Raw genomic sequence first — 19136 nt, 5'->3', positions numbered from 1 at the left:
GCCTGGTGAATCTGCTCTAATTCTTAAGTGTAGAGCGGATTCACATGCTTAGACGCAAACACGAGAGTGTTTCCGTCTAAGCATGATCCGCTCTAGGCCAAGACAGTGGTGGCCAGGGCCGCGGGCCGTCAAGGCGAAAGCCGCATCGCCGCTGGCGAGCCCCGGTAGAAGGACAGGATATGAACGGCGAGATTGAAATCCGCACCATGAAGCGGGCGGACCTCGACACGGCCATCGACTGGGCCCGGGACGAGGGCTGGAACCCGGGGCTCGGCGACGCGGCCTGTTTCCACGCCGCCGATCCCGAAGGCTTCCTGATGGCCTTTGAGGCGGGCCGGCCGGCGGCCTCCATCTCGGTCGTCGGCTATGGGCCCGATTACGGCTTCCTGGGATTCTACATCTGCCGGCCGGAGCTGCGCGGCCGCGGCCTCGGCTTTCAGCTCTGGCGGGCCGGCCTTGCGCGGATGGGCCGCCGCTGCATCGGCCTGGACGGGGTGGTCGACCAGCAGGGCAATTATCGCAAGGAAGGATTCGTCCTGGCCCACCGCAACCTGCGTTTCGGCGGAACCGTCGCCTGCGGCGTGCCAGACGATCCGCGCCTTCAGGGCATCGGCCCGGCGCTCCTCGAACCCTTGCTGGCCTACGACCGCCCCTTTTTCCCGGGACCGCGGGATACCTTCCTCACCTGCTGGCTGCAGCAGAGTGAGCAGCGCTTCGGCTATGCCCTCGTCGACGACGGCACGGTCACGGGCTATGGGGTGCTCCGCCGCTGCGTCGAGGGGTACAAGTTCGGGCCGCTGTTCGCCGACACCGCGGAGGGCGCCGATCTGCTGTTCCGCGCCCTGGCTACCCGCAGCGGTGGAGCACCGGTCTATCTGGACCCGCCGGCCCCCAACCCGGAGGGTATCGCGCTCGCCGAGCGCTATGGCCTTGCGCCGGTCTTCGAGACGGCGCGGATGTACCGGGCCGGCGCTCCGAAGCTGCCCCTGGATCGGACCTTCGGGATCACCAGCTTCGAGCTTGGATAGCGGCTCCGCTGATTCAGCGCGGCGGCGCCATGGATTGACTTGCCGTGGCAGTGCTGCTGCGCTAAGGCCCGCGTCACGATTTTTGCTGCCGGGGTCCAGGACGGTGCGAGAGAACCCGATTGCCACGGCCGAGCCCGCCGCCCAGGTAAAGGCTCGGCCGTTTTCCATGAATGCGGTGCCGGAGATTCACTTCGGCGCCGGCCGGGCCGCAAGTCTGGCGGAGGACGTCAAAGCGATCTCGCAGGGCCGCCGGGTGCTGCTGGTCGCCGATGCCGGCGTGGTGGACCTCGGCCTGGTCGCGCCGCTTGAGCAAAGCCTGAACGAGGCCGGTGCGGCGACAGAGCTCTTCGCCGATATCGCCGGGGAGCCGAAAGCCGCGCAGATCGATGCGGCGGCGGACGCAGCCCGCCGGCTGCGGGCCGATGCCGTGGTGTGCATCGGCGGCGGCTCGGCCCTCGACATCGGCAAGCTCGCTGCCTGCATCGCCGCCGGCGAGGCCGACGCGCTGTCCTATGCGTTGGCGGCCCAGCCCCTGCCGGCCGCGGGCCTGCCCAAGATCTGCCTGCCGACCACCGCCGGCACGGGATCTGAACTCTCGGGCACCAACATCTTCGCCAACGGTGCGGGCAAGAAGGTCTGGATCGCCGGGCAACAGACAAAGCCCGACCGGGTGCTGCTGGACCCCCTGCTGACCCTTTCCCTGCCGCCGCACCTCACCGCCTGGACCGGCCTCGACGCCTTCGTCCACGCGCTGGAAGCCTGCACCAACCGGCAGGCCCATCCGGGCAACAGCCCGTTCTGCCACCACGCCCTCGGCCTCATTGCCGGGGCCCTGGTCACCGCGGTGGAAGAGCCGGGCAACGTGGAGGCCCGCGGCGCGATGCTGCTGGGCTCCGCCTATGCCGGCATCGGCATCGACAACTGCGGGACCGCGCTGGCCCACAACCTCTCCCACGCCCTGGCGGCCCTGGCCCCGGTCCATCACGGCCTGGCAACCGCCCTGGCGCTGGACCTGACCCTCGCCTGGTCCATCGAGGCCGAAGCCGAAAGCAGCGGCCAGCCCTTCGCAGCGGCCGCGCGGGCCTGCGGCCTCACCGCCGCCGCGGAGCTCTCGGCCTGGTATTCGGCCCTGATGACGCGCTGCGGCGTGGAGCGGCGCCTGCCCGACGCCTTCGCCGCCTTCACGCCTGCCGATCTCGCCCGCGAAATGCGCAGCGCGGAAAACCGGCCGATGCGCGATGCCAGCCTGCGGCCGGTCGAAGACGGCGATATCGACCGCTTCGCCGCCGCCACCCTCGCCCTGGCGCCCAACGGAGACCGGTCATCATGAGCACCATCGAGAGGATCGAGATCAGCCATCACCGCATGGCGCTGGACCCGCCCTTCGTCGCCAGTTGGGATGGGCGCCCGCGACGGCATTTCGATGCTTCGGTGGTGCGGGTCTACGACGACGAGGGCCGTGTCGGCATCGGGTCCGGCGACCTCATGCTGGGGCTGGCGGAGCACGAAGACCTCTTCATCGGCCAGGACCCCCGGCACCTGGAGCGCCACTACGAGGTGCTCTCCCACATACAGTTTCACTACGGCCGCTGCTGGCCTATGGACCTGGCGCTCTGGGATCTGACGGGCAAGATCGCCGGGGAACCGGTCTGGCGGCTGTTGGGCGGCCGCTCCGAGCGGGTGCGCGCCTATGCCTCCTCCGGGGTGCTGCGGGATTCCGGCGCCATGGCGGAAACCGCCGAGCGCTTTGCCGAGGCCGGCTTCGCGGCCATGAAGATCCGCTTTCACCGCGGCGACTGGCGCGAGGACATCGCCGCCCTGGAAGCGGTGCGCAAGCGGGTCGGCCAGAGGCTGGAACTGATGGTCGACTGCAATCAGGGCTGGCGCATGCCCTGGGACACCGAGGCGCCCTGGACCCTGAAGGACGCGGTGACCGTGGCGCGGGAGCTTGAGCGCCTGGATGTCTACTGGATGGAGGAGCCCCTGCACCGGGCCGACCGGGAGGGACTGAAGCGCCTGCGCGACCGGGTCGACGTGCGGATCGCCGGCGGCGAGATGACCCGCGAGCTTTACGAGTTCCGCGACTTGATCGCCGAAGGCTGCCTGGATGTCCTGCAGCCGGATTGTGCGCTGGTCGGCGGCATCACCGGGCTGCGCCGCATCGCCCTCATGGCCCGGGAGTTCGGCCTCACCTTCACGCCCCATACCTGGTCCAACGGTTTCGGCGTGGTGGCCAATACCCATCTGACCGCCGGCCTCGGCGATGCGCCGTTCATCGAGTTTCCCTTCGATCCGCCGGAGTGGAGCCTGGAGCGGCGCGACTACCTCCTGGCCGCACCTTTCGAACAGCGGGACGGCTGGCTTGTCCTCGACGACACGCCCGGCTTCGGCGTCGCCCTGGACGAAGATCGCCTGGCGGCCACACGCAAAGATTGATGCGCGGGGCCGATGGGTACGGCATCAGAAAAGCGTGAGTTGAGAGACTTCGCTCCGCCAATACCAATGGCTGCTTTGTCGATCACCGCCCGCTATTGCACGGAAATGCTGGGCTTTGCTGCGCTGGTTAAGAGGACCTTTACGCACCTCGGGTCATACTCACTGCGTCAATGACACCGACACAGCGTTCCATTGGCGCAGTCCATTGAATGCGCCGGCAGTGCAAGAGGGAAGAGAAGGCACCAAACCATGCAGGGTGTGATGCAGCCGCAGGCGGCCGCGCCTGCATCTGACATCGGCGTCATCCGCGAGGCCCTAGATGTGCTGCACATCGGCCTCGCCATTTTCGACAGCGATCTGTGCCTGGTGAGCTGCAACCGCAGCTACCGTGAACTCCTCTGCCTTCCGACGGAGCTCTGCCAAAGGGGCACGGCCCTGGAGGCGATCTTCCGCTACAACGCCCGGCGCGGCGAGTATGGCGCGGGGGACCCGGAAGCCCTGGTGAAGGAACGCCTCGTCCTCGCCCGGCAGTTCAAGCCGCACTGCTATCACAGGGCCCGCCCCGACGGAACAGTGTTCGAGGTGAACGGTTATCCCCTGCCGTCCGGTGGCTTCGTGACCACCTACAACGACATCACCCAGGTCACCCGCGCCACCGAAATGCTGGCGGAAAAAGAGAAGGACCTGATCAAGCATATCGAGGACCTGGAAATCGAGCAGGAGATGATCGAGCAGCAGGCCCAGCAGATCGTTCAGATGGCCGAGGATCTGGCGGTTCAGAACAAGGAGATCGAGGCCAGCCGCCAGCAAAGCGACTTCCAGGCGAAACACGACGAACTGACCGGGCTTCCCAACCGCCGCTTCTTCACCGATCAGTTGGAACAGGCCCTCGAGCGGGCCGCGCGCGTCGGCACCTCCAAGGCGCTGCTGTTCGTCGATCTCGACAACTTCAAACCGGTCAACGATGTGCTGGGCCACGTCCAGGGCGACAAGGTCCTGCGGGAGGTCGCGCTGGCGCTCCTGAAATCGGTGCGCGACAGCGACTTCGTCGCACGGGTCGGCGGCGACGAGTTCGCGGTGATCGCCGGCATGAAGCCGGAGAACGGCCTGAACGGCGTGCAGGTGGTCGCCGAACGCATCCTCTCCGCCGTCTCGATGGCCATCGGCGGATCGAAGGGCAGCATTGCCATCTCCGCCAGTATCGGGGTCGCCCTCTTTCCGCAGGACGCGAAGGACTCTACGGAACTGTTGAAGCAGGCCGACAAGGCCATGTACGCGGCCAAGGCCGCCGGCCGCAACCGCATCGTCTTCGCCAGCGAGATGACGCCGGACTGACCGGCGCCCCAGCGCCCAGCTAGAAATCCGGCTGCAGGCGGACCTTTTCCAGCTCTTTCTTCAACTGGTTCTGGAAAATCGCGGGGCCCGCCCAGGTGTAGATGCAAAACCCCAGCCAGACGATGCTGAGGACGCCGGAACTGCCGCTCATGTCGTTCTGGTCCAGCACGATGTTGGCAATCTGCACCACCAGATAGAGCCCCACCAGGATGCCGATGCGCATGGCATCGCCCTTGCGCATCATCCAGGAATTGAACCGCCACCAGAGGGACAGGAACCGGTTCTCCCGGGCCTTCACGGCGGTCAAGAGGGCCAGCGCGCCTTCATCGGTGGCGTTCTGCGCCAGCACCCAGAGGGCATGCTCGCGGGCATCGGCCAGTTCCCCGCGGTCGAGGTGCAGCCAGCCCATCTGGGTCAGCGCCCCGGGATTGCCCGGGGCCAGGCTGAGGGCCTCGCGCACCACCGGCTCGGCATGATCGCTGTAACCGGCATGCCTGTAGGCTTCCGCCAGGCCGACCATGGCATCGACGTGCTCGGCATCGAGGGACAGGGCGGCCTGAAAGGCCTCCCCCGCAGGGCGCCAACGCTCCTCCAACAGGCAGAGCCGGCCGCGGGCGGCCAGGAAGTCCGCCGAGGCCGGGTCCAAGGCTAGGGCCTCGTCGAGAAAGTCGTGGGCCTCGCGAAAGCGCATCTGCAGCATGGCCACGACCGAGGCCGCGTAGTGGCAGTAGGCCTCTCCGGGGGCCAGGGCCAGGGCCAGCCCCGTCTCGTGGCGGGCGGCGTGAAGCCGGCCTTGGTCGGTCAGGGCCATGGCCAGAATCGCATGGGCGTCCGCCCGGTCCGGGTCGCGCCCGAGCAGCCGGCAGAGCAGATCGATGGCATGGGCCGTCTGCCCCATCTCCAGGAAGTTCTGGGCATCGAGCAGCAGGTCGTCGTTGCTGGGTCCGACCATCGTCTCAGCCCCCGGCCGCCGGCCCGGCATTGCGCTGCCGGTAGTACTGGAAGATGGGATAGACCTTCATCTGGGACATGAAGAGGTAGTAGCAGAGCACGATCCAGAAGACCGTGAAGGCAAGCCTCAGATAGGGCGCGAAGGTCTCGATCGGCAGCGCGCTGGCGCTGAGCACCGCGATCCCGCCGAAGTAGGCGATGACGAAGACCACCACCGAGCCGATGACAACGAAGAGGTTGCGCTTGGCATAGGGGCTGCCCATGGCAAAAGCGTTGAACAGCAGCCAGACGCAGCCGACCACGAAGGTCAGCAGCATAGAGAGCAGAAAGATGATAAAGGGATTCAGGACAAGCCGGCTGAGGCGGCCGGGCCGCGGCTCGTCGGCGATGCGATAGACCAGATCGTCGCCCCTCATCGGCCGTACTTTCCCAGGAAATCCAGCACGTCGTTGTACTGCCCGCTCTCGTTGGCATAGCGCGCGTAGTTACGCGCCGTCGTCAGCCATTCCAGGGTCGTGGGGCGGACCTCCTGCAGCGCGTCCTTCAGCATGGCGTTGGTGAGGCCGGCAACGGACTCCGCATCGATGCTCTCGTCGATGGCGATGTCGATGGCCGTCTCGACGACGTTTTTCAGATCGGCGCCGGAGAAGCCAGAGGTGCGCTCGGCCAGCTTGGCAAGGTCGATGGGTTCGGCCTGCGGGCGCTCCCGCAGCATGGTCTCCAGGATCGCCGCGCGCGCCTCCCGGTCCGGCGGCGGCACGAAGATCACCCGGTCGAAGCGGCCCGGGCGGCGGAACGCCGGGTCGATGGACCACGGCACGTTGCTGGCGCCGATGATCAGAACGCCCTCGTTGTCCTGGGCGAAGCCGTCCATTTCCGACAGGAACTGGCTCACCAGATGGCTGCTGCCGCTGTCGCCCTGGGTGCGGCGGCGCGCGCCCAGCGCCTCGATCTCGTCGAAGAAGATGACCGAGGGTTTGCGCTGACGCGCCGCCTCGAAGAGCGCGTGAAGCTTGCGCTCGGACTCGCCCTGCCACATGTCCAGCACGTCGGAGATCTCGACGTTGAAGAAAGCGGCCCGGCACTCCCCGGCGGTGGCACGCGCGAGCAGCGTCTTGCCGACGCCGGGCGGTCCATAGAGCAGGATGCCGCCACCGGCCTTCTTTCTGAACTTGGCGAAGAGCGACGGCTTCTCGAAGGGCGAGATGATGCGCCGATGAATCTGCTTCTTGACCGCATCCAGCCCGCCGACGTCGGCGAAGGTCACGCGCTCCTCCTGCGGCGCCACCAGGGTGACGATCTCCGCCTGCAGAGCGTCGTCGGCGCCCTCGGCCCCCGACTCCGATGGGGGCACAGCGACGGCCTCCGTCGTGCGGCTGCCGCTGGGAAAGCGGACCACCCGGCGTTCCATCAGATCTTCCAGCCCCCGGTCCTGCAGGGCCGGGTTGCCGGTGATCGCGCGGGTATAGACCTCCTGCGCCTCCTCCTCCCGCCCCAGATCCATCAGCAGACGGGCGCGCAGGAGATCGGCCTCCGGCGTCTCGCTGCCGAAGATCCAGTCCAGCGCAGCCTTCGCCGAGCCTTCTTCGGAAAGGAACTCGGCAATGAAGAGCCGGTCCTCGATTTCTTCGAGTTGATCCGGCGACAGCGGATCGAGGCTGGCAAGGGCAAGCTCGGTTTCGCCGAGTTCGACCGCCGCGCGCAGCAGCGTCAGCCGCAGGGCGACGTTCTCCGGCGAGACCTCCAGTGCCGTCTGCAGTGCCTTAAGGGTGTCCCGATCCATGACCGCCCTGCCGTTGCCTCCCTGGCTTCGCCTTCCAAACCGACATCGCTCGTCAGAAAAATTGAAACGACGGCGAGCGCGCTCAACCTAGCGAAATCGCCCCCCGCTCTGCAAGGCGGCAGCGGGACGACCGGCAGGCTTCAGGCAACGGCCTTGGCGAACTGGCCAGGGGTGACGCCGTAGACGCGCTTGAAATGACGGCTGAGGGCCGACTGGTCGTAGAAACCGACGGCCAGCGCCGTCTCGGCCAGGCTCCATCCCTGGGCCAGCCGGCGCCGTGCCTCCTGCAGGCGGATCTGGGTCAGATAGACATGGGGCGGCAGGCCGCGCGCCTTCTTGAACGAGCGAACGAGATGATAGGCGCTCATCTCCGCCAGCTCGGCAAGCTGGGCGAGACTCACCGGCTCGGCATAGGCCTCGTGGAGGAACTCGGCGACGCGGTCGATCCGGCTGCGCTCGTCGCCTGGGCTGCGGCCGGGTGGCCGCGGGCTGCCGTGGCGCCGGTAGAGGCTGCCCATAGCATCCAGAAGCCCGGCCTGCCGTGCGAGGGGGGATGCTTCCCCCTCAGAGGCCCGGTGCAGGCGGTGAAGCGCCGCGAAGAGCTTCGGGTCGCGCAGCTTGTTGGTCAGAAAGCCGGGGTTCGATCCCGGGTCCATCTCCAGGCCGTCGGCGACATGGGCCAGGGCGTCCCGGTCCAGATAGAAGGCCCGGTATCGCCAGCGGGCGCTGCGCCCCATGCGCCCGGCATGGGGTTCGCCGGGATTGAACACCAGCAGCGTGCCCTCCTCGGCCTCATCAGAGATGCCGCGGCTGTCGAAAACCGCCCCGCCGCGTTCGGTCACGGCGATGACCAGTTCGTCGTGGACATGAGGGGCGAACTCGTGGCTGGTGAAGTCGGCGCGCATGAGCAGCATGCCCGGCACCACACCGTCGCCCCAGAGCTGGCTTCGGTTTGCGGGTTTCCTGGATGCCTGCTGTTGCGTCATGGCGTCTGTTTTACCTCCGCCCGAGCATGCTAGGCAGAAAGAAAGCCGCCGTCGACGCAGAGATTGTGGCCGTAGACGAAGTCCGCTTCGTCCGAGGCGAGCCAGAGGACCGCCGCAGCGACCTCTTCCGGCTGGCCGACGCGCCGGGCCGGCAGGCCCGCCCCCACCGCGGCCATGTCACCGACGCCCGCGGCCCGCATCATCGGCGTTTCCACCCGCCCCGGCGAGACCGCGTTGATCCGGATGCCGCGTTCGGCGTACTCCATGGCCGCAGAGCGGGTGAGCGAGAGCAGCGCCGCCTTGGAGGCGCAGTAGAGCGCCAGGCCGGTGTTGGGGTTGCGCACCCCGCTCACCGAGCCGTTGTTGACGATGATCCCGCCGCCCTCAGCCTCCATGATGCGGAGCTGCGCCTGCATGGCGAGGAAGACGGAACGCAGGTTGGTGTCGAAGACGGTGTCGTAGGTCGCAGTCGGCTGTTCGGCCAGCAACGCCCGGCGCTCCTGGAATCCGGCGTTGTTGAAGGCGATGTCGAGTCCGCCCAGCCGCTCCGCCGCGCCCTGCACCATCTTACTCACCGCCTGGGGCTCGGTGACGTCGGCCGGAATAAAGGAGATCTCGCCGGCACTCTCGGCGACGACCTCGGCGGCACGCTCTGCGCTGCGCCCGGCAATCACCACCCTGGCCCCCTCCGCCGTGAAGGCCAGCGCCGTAGCGCGGCCGATGCCGGAGGTGCCGCCGCTGACCAGCACCCGCTTGCCGGCAAAGCGCGCTTGCGTCACCGCGACCTCACAGATCGCCCAGGCCGATTTTGATGCGGCGGTTGTGGCGGCCCTTGTTCTCCACTTTGAGGATGCGCAAGGGCCGCGACTCGCCGGTGGAGCCGAGATGGGTGCCGCCGCAGGCCTGGCGGTCGAGGCCGGCGATCTCGACGATGCGCACGCTGCCGTCGGGTTGGGCCGGCGGCGTCACCGCCTTGGAGCGCAGGGTGCCGGGCTCCTGCGCCGCTTCGGCCAGCGGCATGGCGAAGGTGGTCACCGCCAGATCCTGGGCGATGACGTCGTTCAGCGCCGGCTCCATCGCCCGCAGGCGCTGATTGTCGGCCCCCGGCAGATCGAGATCGATCCGCGCAACGCCCTCACCGGTCATGTTGGCGCCGGTCACCAGGGCGCCGTCGAATTCCTGAAACGCCAGGGCGTTGATGAGGTGCAGGCCGGTGTGGAGCTGCTGCATCAGGAAGCGGAAGTCCGGGTCGATCCGCGCCTCGACTTGCCCGCTCAGCTCCGCCGGCTCCGCCAGAAGATGCCAGAGCTTGCCGCCCTGCTGCTCGATGCCCGCCACCGCCACGGCGCCTCCGTTCCAGGCGATCTCGCCCTGGTCCGGCGGCTGGCCGCCGCCCCCGGGGTAGAAGGCCGAGCGGCTGAGCACCACCGCGCCGGGGCGGCTGTCCAGCACCTCAGCCTCGAAGGTCAGTAGGTCGGGCGCCTCATGGCAGAGATAGGCGGCCATGGACCCTCGCGAAGATCTCTCCATAGATGTCAGGAGAGCAGATGGCCCTCCCGACCGTCTTGGCGAATCTTGCGGTCCTGCCGAGGGTCGCGGTCCTGTTTCAAGCCGCAATGACGGTGATCCGCAACGCATGCTTCGAGACGGGCCTGACGGCCCTCCTCAGCATGAGGTCGTATCCTGGTATCAGACACCGCCCTCATCCTGAGGTGCGGAGCGCAGTGAAGCCTCGAAGGATGAACCATCAGGCTCCGCTGCGCGGGCGCCCCTACTCCGCGGCGACGAAGGCTTCGATCTTTTCCACCCGGGCGGCGCAGAACTTGAACTCCGGGATCTTGCCGAAGGGGTCGAACTGCGGGTTGGTCAACATGTTGGCCGCCGCCACATCTCCAGATCTATACTCATTTGATTACGCGAAGAAACGATCCTCGTTCTTTTAGCGGATCTGCTGCCACGTTTTTGAGTAGATGTACGCCATACCACTCGTCAAATTCATCAACCTGCAGGTGGAGCAACTTAGAGAGATCTTCCTTAGAGTAATCAAGTACGCGCAGATGGAAATCGATCATTGCCTTGAGAAACTCCGGAACCTCTTTTTGTGGTTCGTCTGGTTCTCTCTTTCTGTAACCAAGTCGACCCATATCCATCCAAAACTTCTTTCTTTGATATGGAGTAATCAAGTTAAGACGGTCGGCACGCACCGCAATTGAACCCATCGAAACTTTCCAATATCGTTTCATATTCCTTAGTTGTCTCATATCAAAAGTTCGCAATTGCGGTCGAACTTCCTTTGCTGGTAACAAGAATGCGCCCGCAAAGTTGTCTGCTTCTTCCTCCATCACATCATCATCTAAAATTGTAGCTGTATGAAGGAGCATGTGCCCAAGTTCGTGACACAAAGTATGTCGAATTCGGTCGGCTGGAGCGTTCATGTTGACAAAGAAAAGAATTGGCATTCCATCAATTCTTTGGCTGACCGCGTCGATTAAATCAGTACCAAAGTCACACGGAACGACAATTCCGCACATTTCCTCAATCAGGTTCACAACATTCTCAATTGGCCCGCTTGGTAGCATCCAATACTCACGGGCTTGTCGTGCGATTCCTTCTATTGAAAACGGTCTGTTCGAACCTGCAACATACTCATCCCGATCGATTTCCGGAATAGGGGCACGAGCTATGTGATCATGAGATCGGAGAAGCTTGCTGATGTGAATTCGCCGAATATTGATTTCGGCAATTATCTTATTAAGTGATTTCTGATTAAGCTTTTTTCGCTTACGGTAGTGAAATGGCGGCATTCCATATGGGCGACCTGTCTCATAAAACAAGCCAACTCTATACTTTGATACTTGAGAAAGCTCAGAAATAAACTCACTTGGGGGCTGATTTACACCCGACTCATACTTTGAGATTGTCCCTTGACGTACCGACATCAGTGTAGCCAAGTCGGATTGGGTCCATCCTCTTGAGTCCCGCGCAAGCGCCATCATGTGATGGTTGAAGATATCCATAACTGACCTCAGAAAACTTCAAGCAATACGCGGCTGGCGAGTCACTTCGTGCCAAGCTGCTTCGTCTTCTGAACGCATCGCGAAAGGAACAATTGCTGCGCACCAGCCGACACCACCCCCAATGGGCAATGAAACCTGCGACCGGATGTATTCAGAGCCAGTCATGTCAAGAAGGTACCCGACCGTGAGCCTGGTGGGTCCGCTAGGTAAACCCGGCAATCCGGGCAAATCTTCACCTCGGTCAAATGCCTTTGCTTGCTCTGTTGGATAATTCGACGAGACGCCATCTTCATCGGTCTTCTTCAGCCGAACGACAGCGTTCGCTTGCTCAAAAAGCCACAGGCTCTGGCGCCGAACTTCGAAATGCAGCACTCCCGGCAACTCGGCAAATACACGGTGCGCCTCTGCCAAAATATGGCGATTGGTACAGTGCGCCTGCGCACTCACATCGTGCTCCAATACGACCTCTGCGGGATATCCCTGATACACGTCGTGACCGTGCCGGAGAACCTGATCCCAAATGTCGAGGTAAGGCTCGACTCGCTGCATAACTTCATTGATATCGGGAAGATGCATCGTAATGAACCTATCAGTGTAATCACGGCGCATCTTATCAGCCTGCACGACAGAAACAAGGAAAAATATTCCGAAAATTATTCCTGATCCGAATATCTTGTTGATATTATTGGATTTCTGGAGTTTGACATGGACGCTGTCACTCCGCCGCCACGAAGGCTTCGATCTTTTCCACCCGGGCGGCGCAGAACTTGAACTCCGGGATCTTGCCGAAGGGGTCGAGCTGCGGGTTGGTCAGCATGTTGGCCGCCGCCTCGTTGAAGCAGAAGGGAATGAAGACCATCCCCTCCGGCACGTCGCGGTCGGCCCGCACCGCCAGCGCGATCTCGCCGCGGCGGGTGCTGACCTTTACGTTGTCGCCGGCCTGCAGACCCATCATGGAAAGCTGGCGCGGATGCAGGCAGGCCACGGCCTCCGGCTCCAGGCTGTCGAGCACCGTGGCGCGCCGGGTCATGGCGCCGGTGTGCCAGTGCTCCAGCAGGCGGCCGGTGGTCAGCACCAGTGGGTAGTCGCTGTCCGGCAGCTCGTCCGGCGGCACCAGGCCGGCGGGCACGATCTTCGCCCGCCCGTCGCCGGTCGGGAAACCTTCGGAGAAGAGGATCTCGTTGCCCGGCACGTCCGGCCCGTCGACCGGATAGGTCACGGCGTCCTCGCGCACCAGCCGGTCCCAGGAGATGTTCTCCAAGGAGGGCATGACCTCGCCCATCTCGGTGAAGACGTCCTTGGGATGGCTGTAGGACCAGGCGAGGCCAAGGCGCCGTGCAAGCTCCTGGATCAACTCCCAGTCCTGGCGCGCCTCGCCCGGCGGCGGCACCACCGGGCGGGCCAACTGCACCTCGCGATTGGTGTTGGTGAAGCTGCCCCACTTCTCCGCATGGGCGGAGGCCGGCAGGATGACGTCCGCATGCCAGGCGGTCTCGGTCAGGAAGATGTCCTGCACCACCAGGTGCTCCAGCTTCGCCAGGGCCTGGCGGGCATGGGCCTGGTCGGGATCGGACATGGCCGGGTTCTCGCCCATGATGTACATGGCCTTGATCTGATCGGCGATGATGGCATTGACGATTTCGACCACCGTCAGTCCGCGCTTGGGATCGAGTTTCGTGCCCCAGAATTCCTCGTAGCCCTTGCGCACCTCTTCGAGCTCGACCGAGCGGTAGTCCGGATAGACCATGGGGATGAGGCCGGCGTCCGACGCGCCCTGCACGTTGTTCTGCCCGCGCAGCGGATGGAGGCCGGTGCCGGGGCGCCCCACCTGCCCGGTGATCATGGTGAGGGCGATAAGGCAGCGCGAATTGTCGGTGCCGTGGACATGCTGGGAGATGCCCATGCCCCAGAAGATGATGGAGCGTTCCGAGCGGGCGAAGAGCCGCGCCACCTCGCGGATGGTCTCGGCATCGATGCCGCAGACCTCGGCCATGGCTTCCGGGGAGAAACCCTTCACGTTCTCCTTCAGCGCTTCGAAGCCGCTGGTATGGGCCTGGATGTACTGCTGGTCGGTGAGGCCTTCCTCGATGATGGTGTGGATCATCGCGTTGAGGAGCGCCACGTCCTGGCCCGGCTTGAACTGCAGGTTCCGGTGGGCGTAGCGGCTCAACATCTGCCTGCGCGGGTCCATGACGATGATCTTGGCGCCGCGCTTGGCCGCGTTCTTCAGGAAGGTGGCCGCAACCGGATGGTTTTGCGCCGGCCGCGCACCGATCACGATCATGCAGTCGCTGTCCTTGGCCGCGGTGAAGGGCGCGGTGACGGCGCCGGAGCCGATGCCCTCCATCAGGGCGGCCACGGAAGACGCGTGGCAAAGCCGGGTGCAGTGGTCGACGTTGTTGGTGTGAAAGGCGGTGCGGATCAGCTTCTGGAAGAGGTAGGCCTCTTCGTTGGAGCCCTTGGCCGAGCCGAAACCGGCCAGCCCGGAGGGCCCCATTGCCTCATAGACCTTCTTCAGGCCGCCGGCGGCACGGTCGAGCGCCTCTTCCCAGCTCGCTTCACGGAAGTGGGTCCAGGGGTTCGCCGGGTCGATCTGGATGTCCCAGGCTTTCGGGGCATCGTCGCGCCGGATCATCGGCTTGGTCAGCCGGTGGGAGCTGTAGATGTAGTCCCAGCCGAAGCGGCCCTTGACGCAGAGGCGGTTCTGGTTCGCCGGGCCATTGCGGCCGTCGATGTAGAGGATCTTGTCGTCCTTCACATGCACCTTGGTCTGGCAGCCGACGCCGCAGTAGGGACAGAGGGTGTCGACCGAGCGGTCCTCGAAGTGGACGCGGGTGCCCTTCTCGTCCAGCAGGCTGGCTTCCATGAGGGCGCCGGTGGGGCAAGCCTGCACGCATTCGCCGCAGGCCACGCAGGTCGACTGGCCCATGGGGTCGTCGAAGTCGAAGATGACCTTGGAGCCGTGGCCGCGGAAGGCCATGCCGATGACGTCGTTGACCTGGACCTCGCGGCAGGCGCGCACACAGAGATTGCAGTTGATGCAGGCGTCCAGATGCACTGCCATGGCCGGATGGCTGACATCCGGTGCCCAGGTTTCCCGCGCCGGAAAGCGGCTTTCGGTGACGCCGATGTCCGAGGCCCAGTTCCAGAACTTGCTATCAGGGTCGTGAGAAGTCTCGCGCTTGGGCTGGTCGGCGACCAGCAGTTCGAAGACCAGGGCCCGCGCCTTCTCCGCCCGCTCGCTGGCGGAGGTGACCACCATGCCCTCGCGCGGCTCGCGGATACAGGAGGCGGCGAGCACCCGCTCGCCTTCGATCTCCACCATACAGGCCCGGCAGTTGCCGTCGGCGCGGTAGCCCGGCTCCGGGCTGTAGCAGAGGTGCGGCAGCTTGGTGCCGGCGCGTTCGGCGGCCTGCCAGATGGTCTCTCCCGGAAAGGCCTCGACCGCGCGTCCGTCGAGGGTGAACCGAATGGTCTGGCTCGCTTCCTGCAGGCTCATTTCAGTTCCTCCGGAAAATACTTGAGAACCGAGGCCAAGGGGTTGGGGGCCGCCTGGCCAAGGCCGCAGATCGAAGCGTCCCGCATCACCTGCGACAGTTCCTCCAGCAGGTCCACGTCCCAGGACCCGTTGCTCATCAGCTTCACCGCCTTCTCGGTGCCGTTGCGGCAGGGCGTGCACTGGCCGCAGGACTCGTCCTCGAAGAAACGCATCAGGTTGAGGGCCGCGGCCTTCACGTCGTCCTTGTCGGAGAGCACGACCACGGCGTGGGACCCGACGAAGCAACCGAACTTGTCGAGCGCCCCGAACTCCAGGGGCTCGTTCCCCATGGCTGCCGGCAGGATGCCGCCGGAGGCGCCGCCGGGCAGATAGGCATGGAACTCGTGCCCCTCGGCCATGCCGTCGCAGAACTCCTCGATCAGTTCCTTCACCGAGATGCCGGCAGGAGCGAGCTTCACCCCCGGGGACTTGACGCGGCCGGAGACGGAATAGGAGCGCAGGCCCTTGCCGCCGTTGCGGCCATGGCCGGCAAACCAGTCCGCGCCCTTCTCGACGATATCCCGTACCCAGTACATGGTCTCGACGTTCTGGTTCAGGGTCGGCTTGCCGAAGAGGCCCACTTCGGCGATGTAGGGCGGGCGGTGGCGCGGCAGGCCGCGCTTGCCCTCGATGGACTCGATCATGGCGGACTCTTCGCCGCAGATGTAGGCCCCCGCCCCGCGGCGGACCTCCAGCGGGCAGTGCTCCGTAAGACCGGCGGCTTCCAGCCTGGCGATCTCGCGGCGCAGGATCTCCAGCACCGCCGGGTATTCGTCGCGCATGTAGATGTAGCAGCGCTCGCAGCCCACCGCCCAGGCGGCGATCAGGGTCCCTTCCAGGAAGCGGTGCGGATCGGTTTCCAGGTAGTGGCGGTCCTTGAAGGTGCCGGGCTCGCCCTCGTCGCCGTTGATGGTCATGAGGCGCGGGCCGGGATAGCTGCGCACGATCTCCCACTTCTTGCCGGTGGGGAAACCGGCACCGCCGAGACCGCGCAGCCCGGCATGGGATAAGGCCTCGATCAGGAACTCCGACGTCCGCTCACCGGCCAGGCAGGCGCGCAGCAGCGCGTAGCCGCCCTCGGCGCCATAGGCCTCAAGGTCCTTGTAGGCGGGGATCTCGGCGTGATGATCGCCCTGCGCCGCCGCCGCCAGGCTCGCGGTCGTCGCGCCCTCGATGTGGCGGTGGCCGACTTCGGCAACCGGCGCGCTGGCGCAGCGGCCCATGCAGGGCGCCCGCAGCACCCGCACCCGTTCGCCGACTTCCTGAGGCAGGGCCTTCAGGATCTCCTGGGCGCCCATCATCTCGCAGGTGATGGAATCGCAGACCCGGATGGTCAGCGGCGGGGGCGGCGTTTCGCCGTCCAGGACGATATCGAAATGGGCGTAAAAGGAGGCGACCTCGAAGACCGCCGCCATGGGCAGGTTCATCTCGTCCGACAGGGCCCGCAGATGGCGGGCGGAGAGATGGCCGTGGGCATCCTGGATCAGGTGAAGGTGTTCGATCAGAAGATCAGCGCGGCGCGGCCGGTCGCCCAGCAGCGCCTGGACCTCGGCCAGCGCCTCCGGCTCGAGCTGCCGGCCCTTGGGCGTCAGCGGGGCCTTGCGCCGGCCTGAGCCCGGATGTATCTGCCGCTCAAAGGGGTGCGGCGTTCCTTCTGGCATCGATGTCCTCTCCGATCCTCAAAACACTGAGGCCCGGGCTGTTTGCCCAGGCGCTTCCTCTCCGGGGCCGGCCCATTGTCGTTGGCGGAGCCGACCTTAAACCCAAATTCGCCAGACCTTAAGCGGATTTGTAGCCTTTCCTGCATCCAATTCTTGATCGTAACCGACGCCTTTCTGGCTTCATTGAGACAGGCCGCGGCCAGGGCGATTTCGGCGGCGATCTCGGCGGCGACTACGCGCCAATCGGGCCTCGCCCACAGCCGCTACCCCCGTGACGTTCTGCCTCCTGTTTCTCAACTGCGGAGTGTCTGGCGCACGGTCTGGCCGATCTCCGCAGCCGAGGCCGCAATCGTCACCCCCGCGCCGCGCAACGCCTCCATCTTGTCGGCGGCACCCCCCTGGCCGAAGACGTTCACCGTGCCGGCATGGCCCATGCGCCGCTGCGTGGGGGCATAGAGCCCCGCGACGTAGCCGATCACCGGCTTGGACGGCTTCGTCTTGCGCAGATAGTCAGCCGCTTGTTCCTCATCGTCACCGCCGATCTCGCCGAGCAGTACGACGCAGTCCGTGTCCGGGTCGGCGAAAAAGAGCTCGAGGCAGTCGACAAAGCCCATGCCGTGGACCGGGTCGCCGCCGATGCCGATGGAGGTTGACTGGCCGAGGCGCTGTTCGGAGATCTGCTCGATGACTTCCGAGGTGAGTGAGGCCGAACGCGAGACCACGCCGACACCGCCGGGCCGTTCCAGATGTGCCGGCATCACCCCGATCTTGCAGCGCCCGGGGTTGAGGATGCCCTGGGAGTTCGGGCCGATGAGCCGTGTCTCGGAGCCAGCCAGGCGCTGTTTCACCCGGACCATGTCGAGGACCGGAATGCGCTCGGTAACGCAGACCACCAGCGGCAGCTCCGCGTCGATGGCCTCGATCAGCGCGTCAGCAGCCGAGTCAGGGGGCACGAAGACGGCCGAGGCTGTGGCACCGGTTTCGGTCACCGCCTCCACCACGCTGTCGAAGACCGGCAGGCCCAGATGGCGCCGCCCGCCCTTGCCGGGAACCACGCCGCCGACCACCTGGGTGCCGTAGGCGATGGCCCGCTCCATGTGATAGCTGGCCTGCTTGCCGGTAAAGCCCTGGCAGATGACCTTGGTATCGCCGTCGATCAGGATCGCCATTACGCCGCCTCCTTGCCCGCCGCGGCCACCACCAGGGAGGCGGCCTCGCCGATGGAGCCCGCAAAGGTGACAGGAACGCCTTGCGACATCAGGATTTTGCGGGCCAGTTCGCCGTTGGTGCCGGCGGCCCGGACGATCAGCGGCACCCGCAGACCCTCGGCCTTGCAGGCCGCGGCGATCCCCTCGGCGACGGTGTCGCAGCGCAGGATGCCACCGCCGTAGATGTTCACCAGGATGGCCTTGACGTTCGGGTTACGCAGCAGCAGGCCGAAGCCCTCGGCCACCTGGGCGCGGCTCGCCTCGGGCCGGATGTCCATGAAGTCGGCGGGCTCGCCGCCGCGTTGTTTCAGCAGGTCGACCGTCGCCAGGGCGAGACCGGCGCCGTTCACCATCACGCCGATGTCGCCGTCGAGCTGCACGAAGTTCAGGGCGAAACGCTCGGCCTCCAGTTCCGTCGGGTTCAGTTCCTCAACATCGCGCAGCGCCGCCAGGTCCTGGTGGCGGTAGAGGGCGTTGTCGTCCAGCACCATCTTCACGTCGAGCGCCGTCAGCGCACCGTCGCTGGTGACCGCCAGCGGGTTGATCTCGATCAGGCTGGCATCGAGCTCGCCAAAGGCCTTGCAGATCGCCTGCATGACAGCGACGGCCTGATCGGCCAGACCCCCTTCGAGCCCCAGTTTCCCGGCCAACTCCGCGGCCGCCTGTTCATCCAGCCCGGCTTCGAGGTCGACGGGCAGCCGCAGCAGCTTCTCCGGCGCAGCAGCCATGCGGCTTTCGATGTCGTTGCCGCCTTCGCGCGCCGCGATCAGGGCCACGCCGCCGGTGCCGCGGTCGACGAGGACGGCCAGATAGAGCTCCTGGGTCGTGCCCACGGCCTCTTCGACATAGACCGCCCGGACCAGCTTTCCCTTGGCGCCGGTCTGGGGCGTCACGAGGCGGCGCCCCAACAGCCCCTCGGCGGTCTTCACCGCGGCATCGGGGCTGGCGACCAACTGGATGCCACCGGCATCGGCGCGCAGGCCGGCGTGGATTTGGGCCTTCACCGCCCAACTGGACCCGCCAAGCGCCCCGGTGGCGGCCGCGGCCTCCGCCGCGCTCTCGGCGAGCATGCCTTTGGGGCTGGGAACGCCGTAGCGGCTCAGCAGGGCTTTGGCCTGGTATTCATGGAGGTTCATGATCGCTCTGCCTCCCAACAGTCGGTGAAGAACCAATTGCTCAGGAAAACCAAGCAC

The 19136-nt window shown here is 65.6% G+C and carries 16 protein-coding genes; 4 read left to right on the top strand and 12 right to left on the bottom strand.

The genetic code is table 11. The features are described from left to right. The first annotated feature begins 179 nt into the window (after positions 1-179). The 4 genes from Q0996_RS11610 (at position 180) to Q0996_RS11595 (ending at position 4799) form a co-directional block, all read left to right on the top strand. Positions 180-1028 (top strand): GNAT family N-acetyltransferase, encoded by an 849-nt coding sequence (locus tag Q0996_RS11610; RefSeq protein WP_299619371.1) that lies wholly within the window; start codon positions 180-182, stop codon positions 1026-1028. A gap of 103 nt (positions 1029-1131) precedes the next feature. Continuing rightward, positions 1132-2358: an iron-containing alcohol dehydrogenase gene (locus Q0996_RS11605; RefSeq protein WP_299619368.1), complete on the top strand. Its 1227-nt coding sequence runs from the start codon at positions 1132-1134 to the stop codon at positions 2356-2358. After that, the gene (locus Q0996_RS11600; protein ID WP_299619365.1) at positions 2355-3464 is read left to right on the top strand and encodes a mandelate racemase/muconate lactonizing enzyme family protein; all 1110 of its coding nucleotides are present in this window, start codon (positions 2355-2357) and stop codon (positions 3462-3464) included. The genes Q0996_RS11605 and Q0996_RS11600 overlap by 4 nt, the downstream gene beginning before the upstream one ends. A 249-nt stretch (positions 3465-3713) precedes the next feature. Next, the gene (locus tag Q0996_RS11595; protein ID WP_299619362.1) at positions 3714-4799 is read left to right on the top strand and encodes a diguanylate cyclase; all 1086 of its coding nucleotides are present in this window, start codon (positions 3714-3716) and stop codon (positions 4797-4799) included. A gap of 19 nt (positions 4800-4818) precedes the next feature. Here Q0996_RS11595 and Q0996_RS11590 read toward each other — a convergent pair whose 3' ends face one another. The 12 genes from Q0996_RS11590 to sucC all read right to left on the bottom strand — a co-directional run bounded on the left by Q0996_RS11590 (position 4819) and on the right by sucC (position 19079). Continuing rightward, positions 4819-5751: a lipopolysaccharide assembly protein LapB gene (locus Q0996_RS11590; protein WP_299619360.1), complete on the bottom strand. Its 933-nt coding sequence runs from the start codon at positions 5749-5751 to the stop codon at positions 4819-4821. 4 nt (positions 5752-5755) lie between these two features. Then, positions 5756-6166, bottom strand: coding sequence for a hypothetical protein (locus tag Q0996_RS11585; RefSeq protein ID WP_299619357.1), 411 nt, complete (start codon positions 6164-6166; stop codon positions 5756-5758). Then, positions 6163-7533, bottom strand: a complete 1371-nt coding sequence (locus Q0996_RS11580) for an AAA family ATPase (protein ID WP_299619354.1) — start codon at positions 7531-7533, stop codon at positions 6163-6165. Before Q0996_RS11580 ends, Q0996_RS11585 begins: the two co-directional genes overlap by 4 nt. Positions 7534-7673: 140 nt before the next feature. Next, a complete protein-coding gene (locus Q0996_RS11575; RefSeq protein WP_299619351.1) occupies positions 7674-8519 on the bottom strand; it encodes an AraC family transcriptional regulator in 846 nt (281 codons plus the stop codon). Between the two features lie 29 nt (positions 8520-8548). Continuing rightward, positions 8549-9298, bottom strand: coding sequence for an SDR family NAD(P)-dependent oxidoreductase (locus Q0996_RS11570; RefSeq protein WP_299619348.1), 750 nt, complete (start codon positions 9296-9298; stop codon positions 8549-8551). 7 nt (positions 9299-9305) lie between these two features. Next, on the bottom strand, positions 9306-10025 hold the full coding sequence (locus tag Q0996_RS11565) for an alanyl-tRNA editing protein (protein WP_299619345.1): 720 nt from the start codon (positions 10023-10025) through the stop codon (positions 9306-9308). 398 nt (positions 10026-10423) lie between these two features. Further along, complete coding sequence (locus Q0996_RS11560) at positions 10424-11536, bottom strand: ImmA/IrrE family metallo-endopeptidase (protein ID WP_299619342.1); 1113 nt, start codon at positions 11534-11536, stop codon at positions 10424-10426. 18 nt (positions 11537-11554) lie between these two features. Beyond that, the gene (locus tag Q0996_RS11555) at positions 11555-12145 is read right to left on the bottom strand and encodes a hypothetical protein (protein WP_299619340.1); all 591 of its coding nucleotides are present in this window, start codon (positions 12143-12145) and stop codon (positions 11555-11557) included. A 106-nt stretch (positions 12146-12251) separates the two neighbouring features. Then, complete coding sequence (gene fdhF, locus Q0996_RS11550) at positions 12252-15035, bottom strand: formate dehydrogenase subunit alpha (RefSeq protein ID WP_299619337.1); 2784 nt, start codon at positions 15033-15035, stop codon at positions 12252-12254. Then, positions 15032-16735 (bottom strand): NADH-ubiquinone oxidoreductase-F iron-sulfur binding region domain-containing protein, encoded by a 1704-nt coding sequence (locus Q0996_RS11545; RefSeq protein ID WP_299619334.1) that lies wholly within the window; start codon positions 16733-16735, stop codon positions 15032-15034. Before Q0996_RS11545 ends, fdhF begins: the two co-directional genes overlap by 4 nt. Positions 16736-17028: 293 nt before the next feature. Then, on the bottom strand, positions 17029-17904 hold the full coding sequence (gene sucD / locus Q0996_RS11540) for a succinate--CoA ligase subunit alpha (protein ID WP_299619331.1): 876 nt from the start codon (positions 17902-17904) through the stop codon (positions 17029-17031). Continuing rightward, positions 17904-19079 (bottom strand): ADP-forming succinate--CoA ligase subunit beta, encoded by a 1176-nt coding sequence (gene sucC, locus Q0996_RS11535; RefSeq protein WP_299619328.1) that lies wholly within the window; start codon positions 19077-19079, stop codon positions 17904-17906. The genes sucD and sucC overlap by 1 nt, the downstream gene beginning before the upstream one ends. Positions 19080-19136: the final 57 nt, after the last annotated feature.

Source organism: Pelagibius sp. (assembly GCF_028289705.1).
Classification (GTDB): domain Bacteria; phylum Pseudomonadota; class Alphaproteobacteria; order Kiloniellales; family Kiloniellaceae; genus Pelagibius.
The sequence above is the reverse complement of the archived record's forward strand: the minus strand, read 5'-3'. Positions and strand labels throughout refer to the sequence as shown.

Bases quoted from the DNA above. Each gene is read 5' to 3' on its own strand.
- sucD (WP_299619331.1), bottom strand. From the start codon at position 17,904: ATGGCGATCCTGATCGACGGCGATACCAAGGTCATCTGCCAGGGCTTT.
- Q0996_RS11560 (WP_299619342.1), bottom strand. From the start codon at position 11,536: ATGGATATCTTCAACCATCACATGATGGCGCTTGCGCGGGACTCAAGA.
- Q0996_RS11610 (WP_299619371.1), top strand. From the start codon at position 180: ATGAACGGCGAGATTGAAATCCGCACCATGAAGCGGGCGGACCTCGAC.
- fdhF (WP_299619337.1), bottom strand. From the start codon at position 15,035: ATGAGCCTGCAGGAAGCGAGCCAGACCATTCGGTTCACCCTCGACGGA.
- Q0996_RS11590 (WP_299619360.1), bottom strand. From the start codon at position 5,751: ATGGTCGGACCCAGCAACGACGACCTGCTGCTCGATGCCCAGAACTTC.
- Q0996_RS11585 (WP_299619357.1), bottom strand. From the start codon at position 6,166: ATGAGGGGCGACGATCTGGTCTATCGCATCGCCGACGAGCCGCGGCCC.
- Q0996_RS11595 (WP_299619362.1), top strand. From the start codon at position 3,714: ATGCAGGGTGTGATGCAGCCGCAGGCGGCCGCGCCTGCATCTGACATC.
- Q0996_RS11545 (WP_299619334.1), bottom strand. From the start codon at position 16,735: ATGCCAGAAGGAACGCCGCACCCCTTTGAGCGGCAGATACATCCGGGC.
- Q0996_RS11580 (WP_299619354.1), bottom strand. From the start codon at position 7,533: ATGGATCGGGACACCCTTAAGGCACTGCAGACGGCACTGGAGGTCTCG.
- Q0996_RS11555 (WP_299619340.1), bottom strand. From the start codon at position 12,145: ATGCGCCGTGATTACACTGATAGGTTCATTACGATGCATCTTCCCGAT.
- Q0996_RS11600 (WP_299619365.1), top strand. From the start codon at position 2,355: ATGAGCACCATCGAGAGGATCGAGATCAGCCATCACCGCATGGCGCTG.
- Q0996_RS11575 (WP_299619351.1), bottom strand. From the start codon at position 8,519: ATGACGCAACAGCAGGCATCCAGGAAACCCGCAAACCGAAGCCAGCTC.
- Q0996_RS11565 (WP_299619345.1), bottom strand. From the start codon at position 10,025: ATGGCCGCCTATCTCTGCCATGAGGCGCCCGACCTACTGACCTTCGAG.
- sucC (WP_299619328.1), bottom strand. From the start codon at position 19,079: ATGAACCTCCATGAATACCAGGCCAAAGCCCTGCTGAGCCGCTACGGC.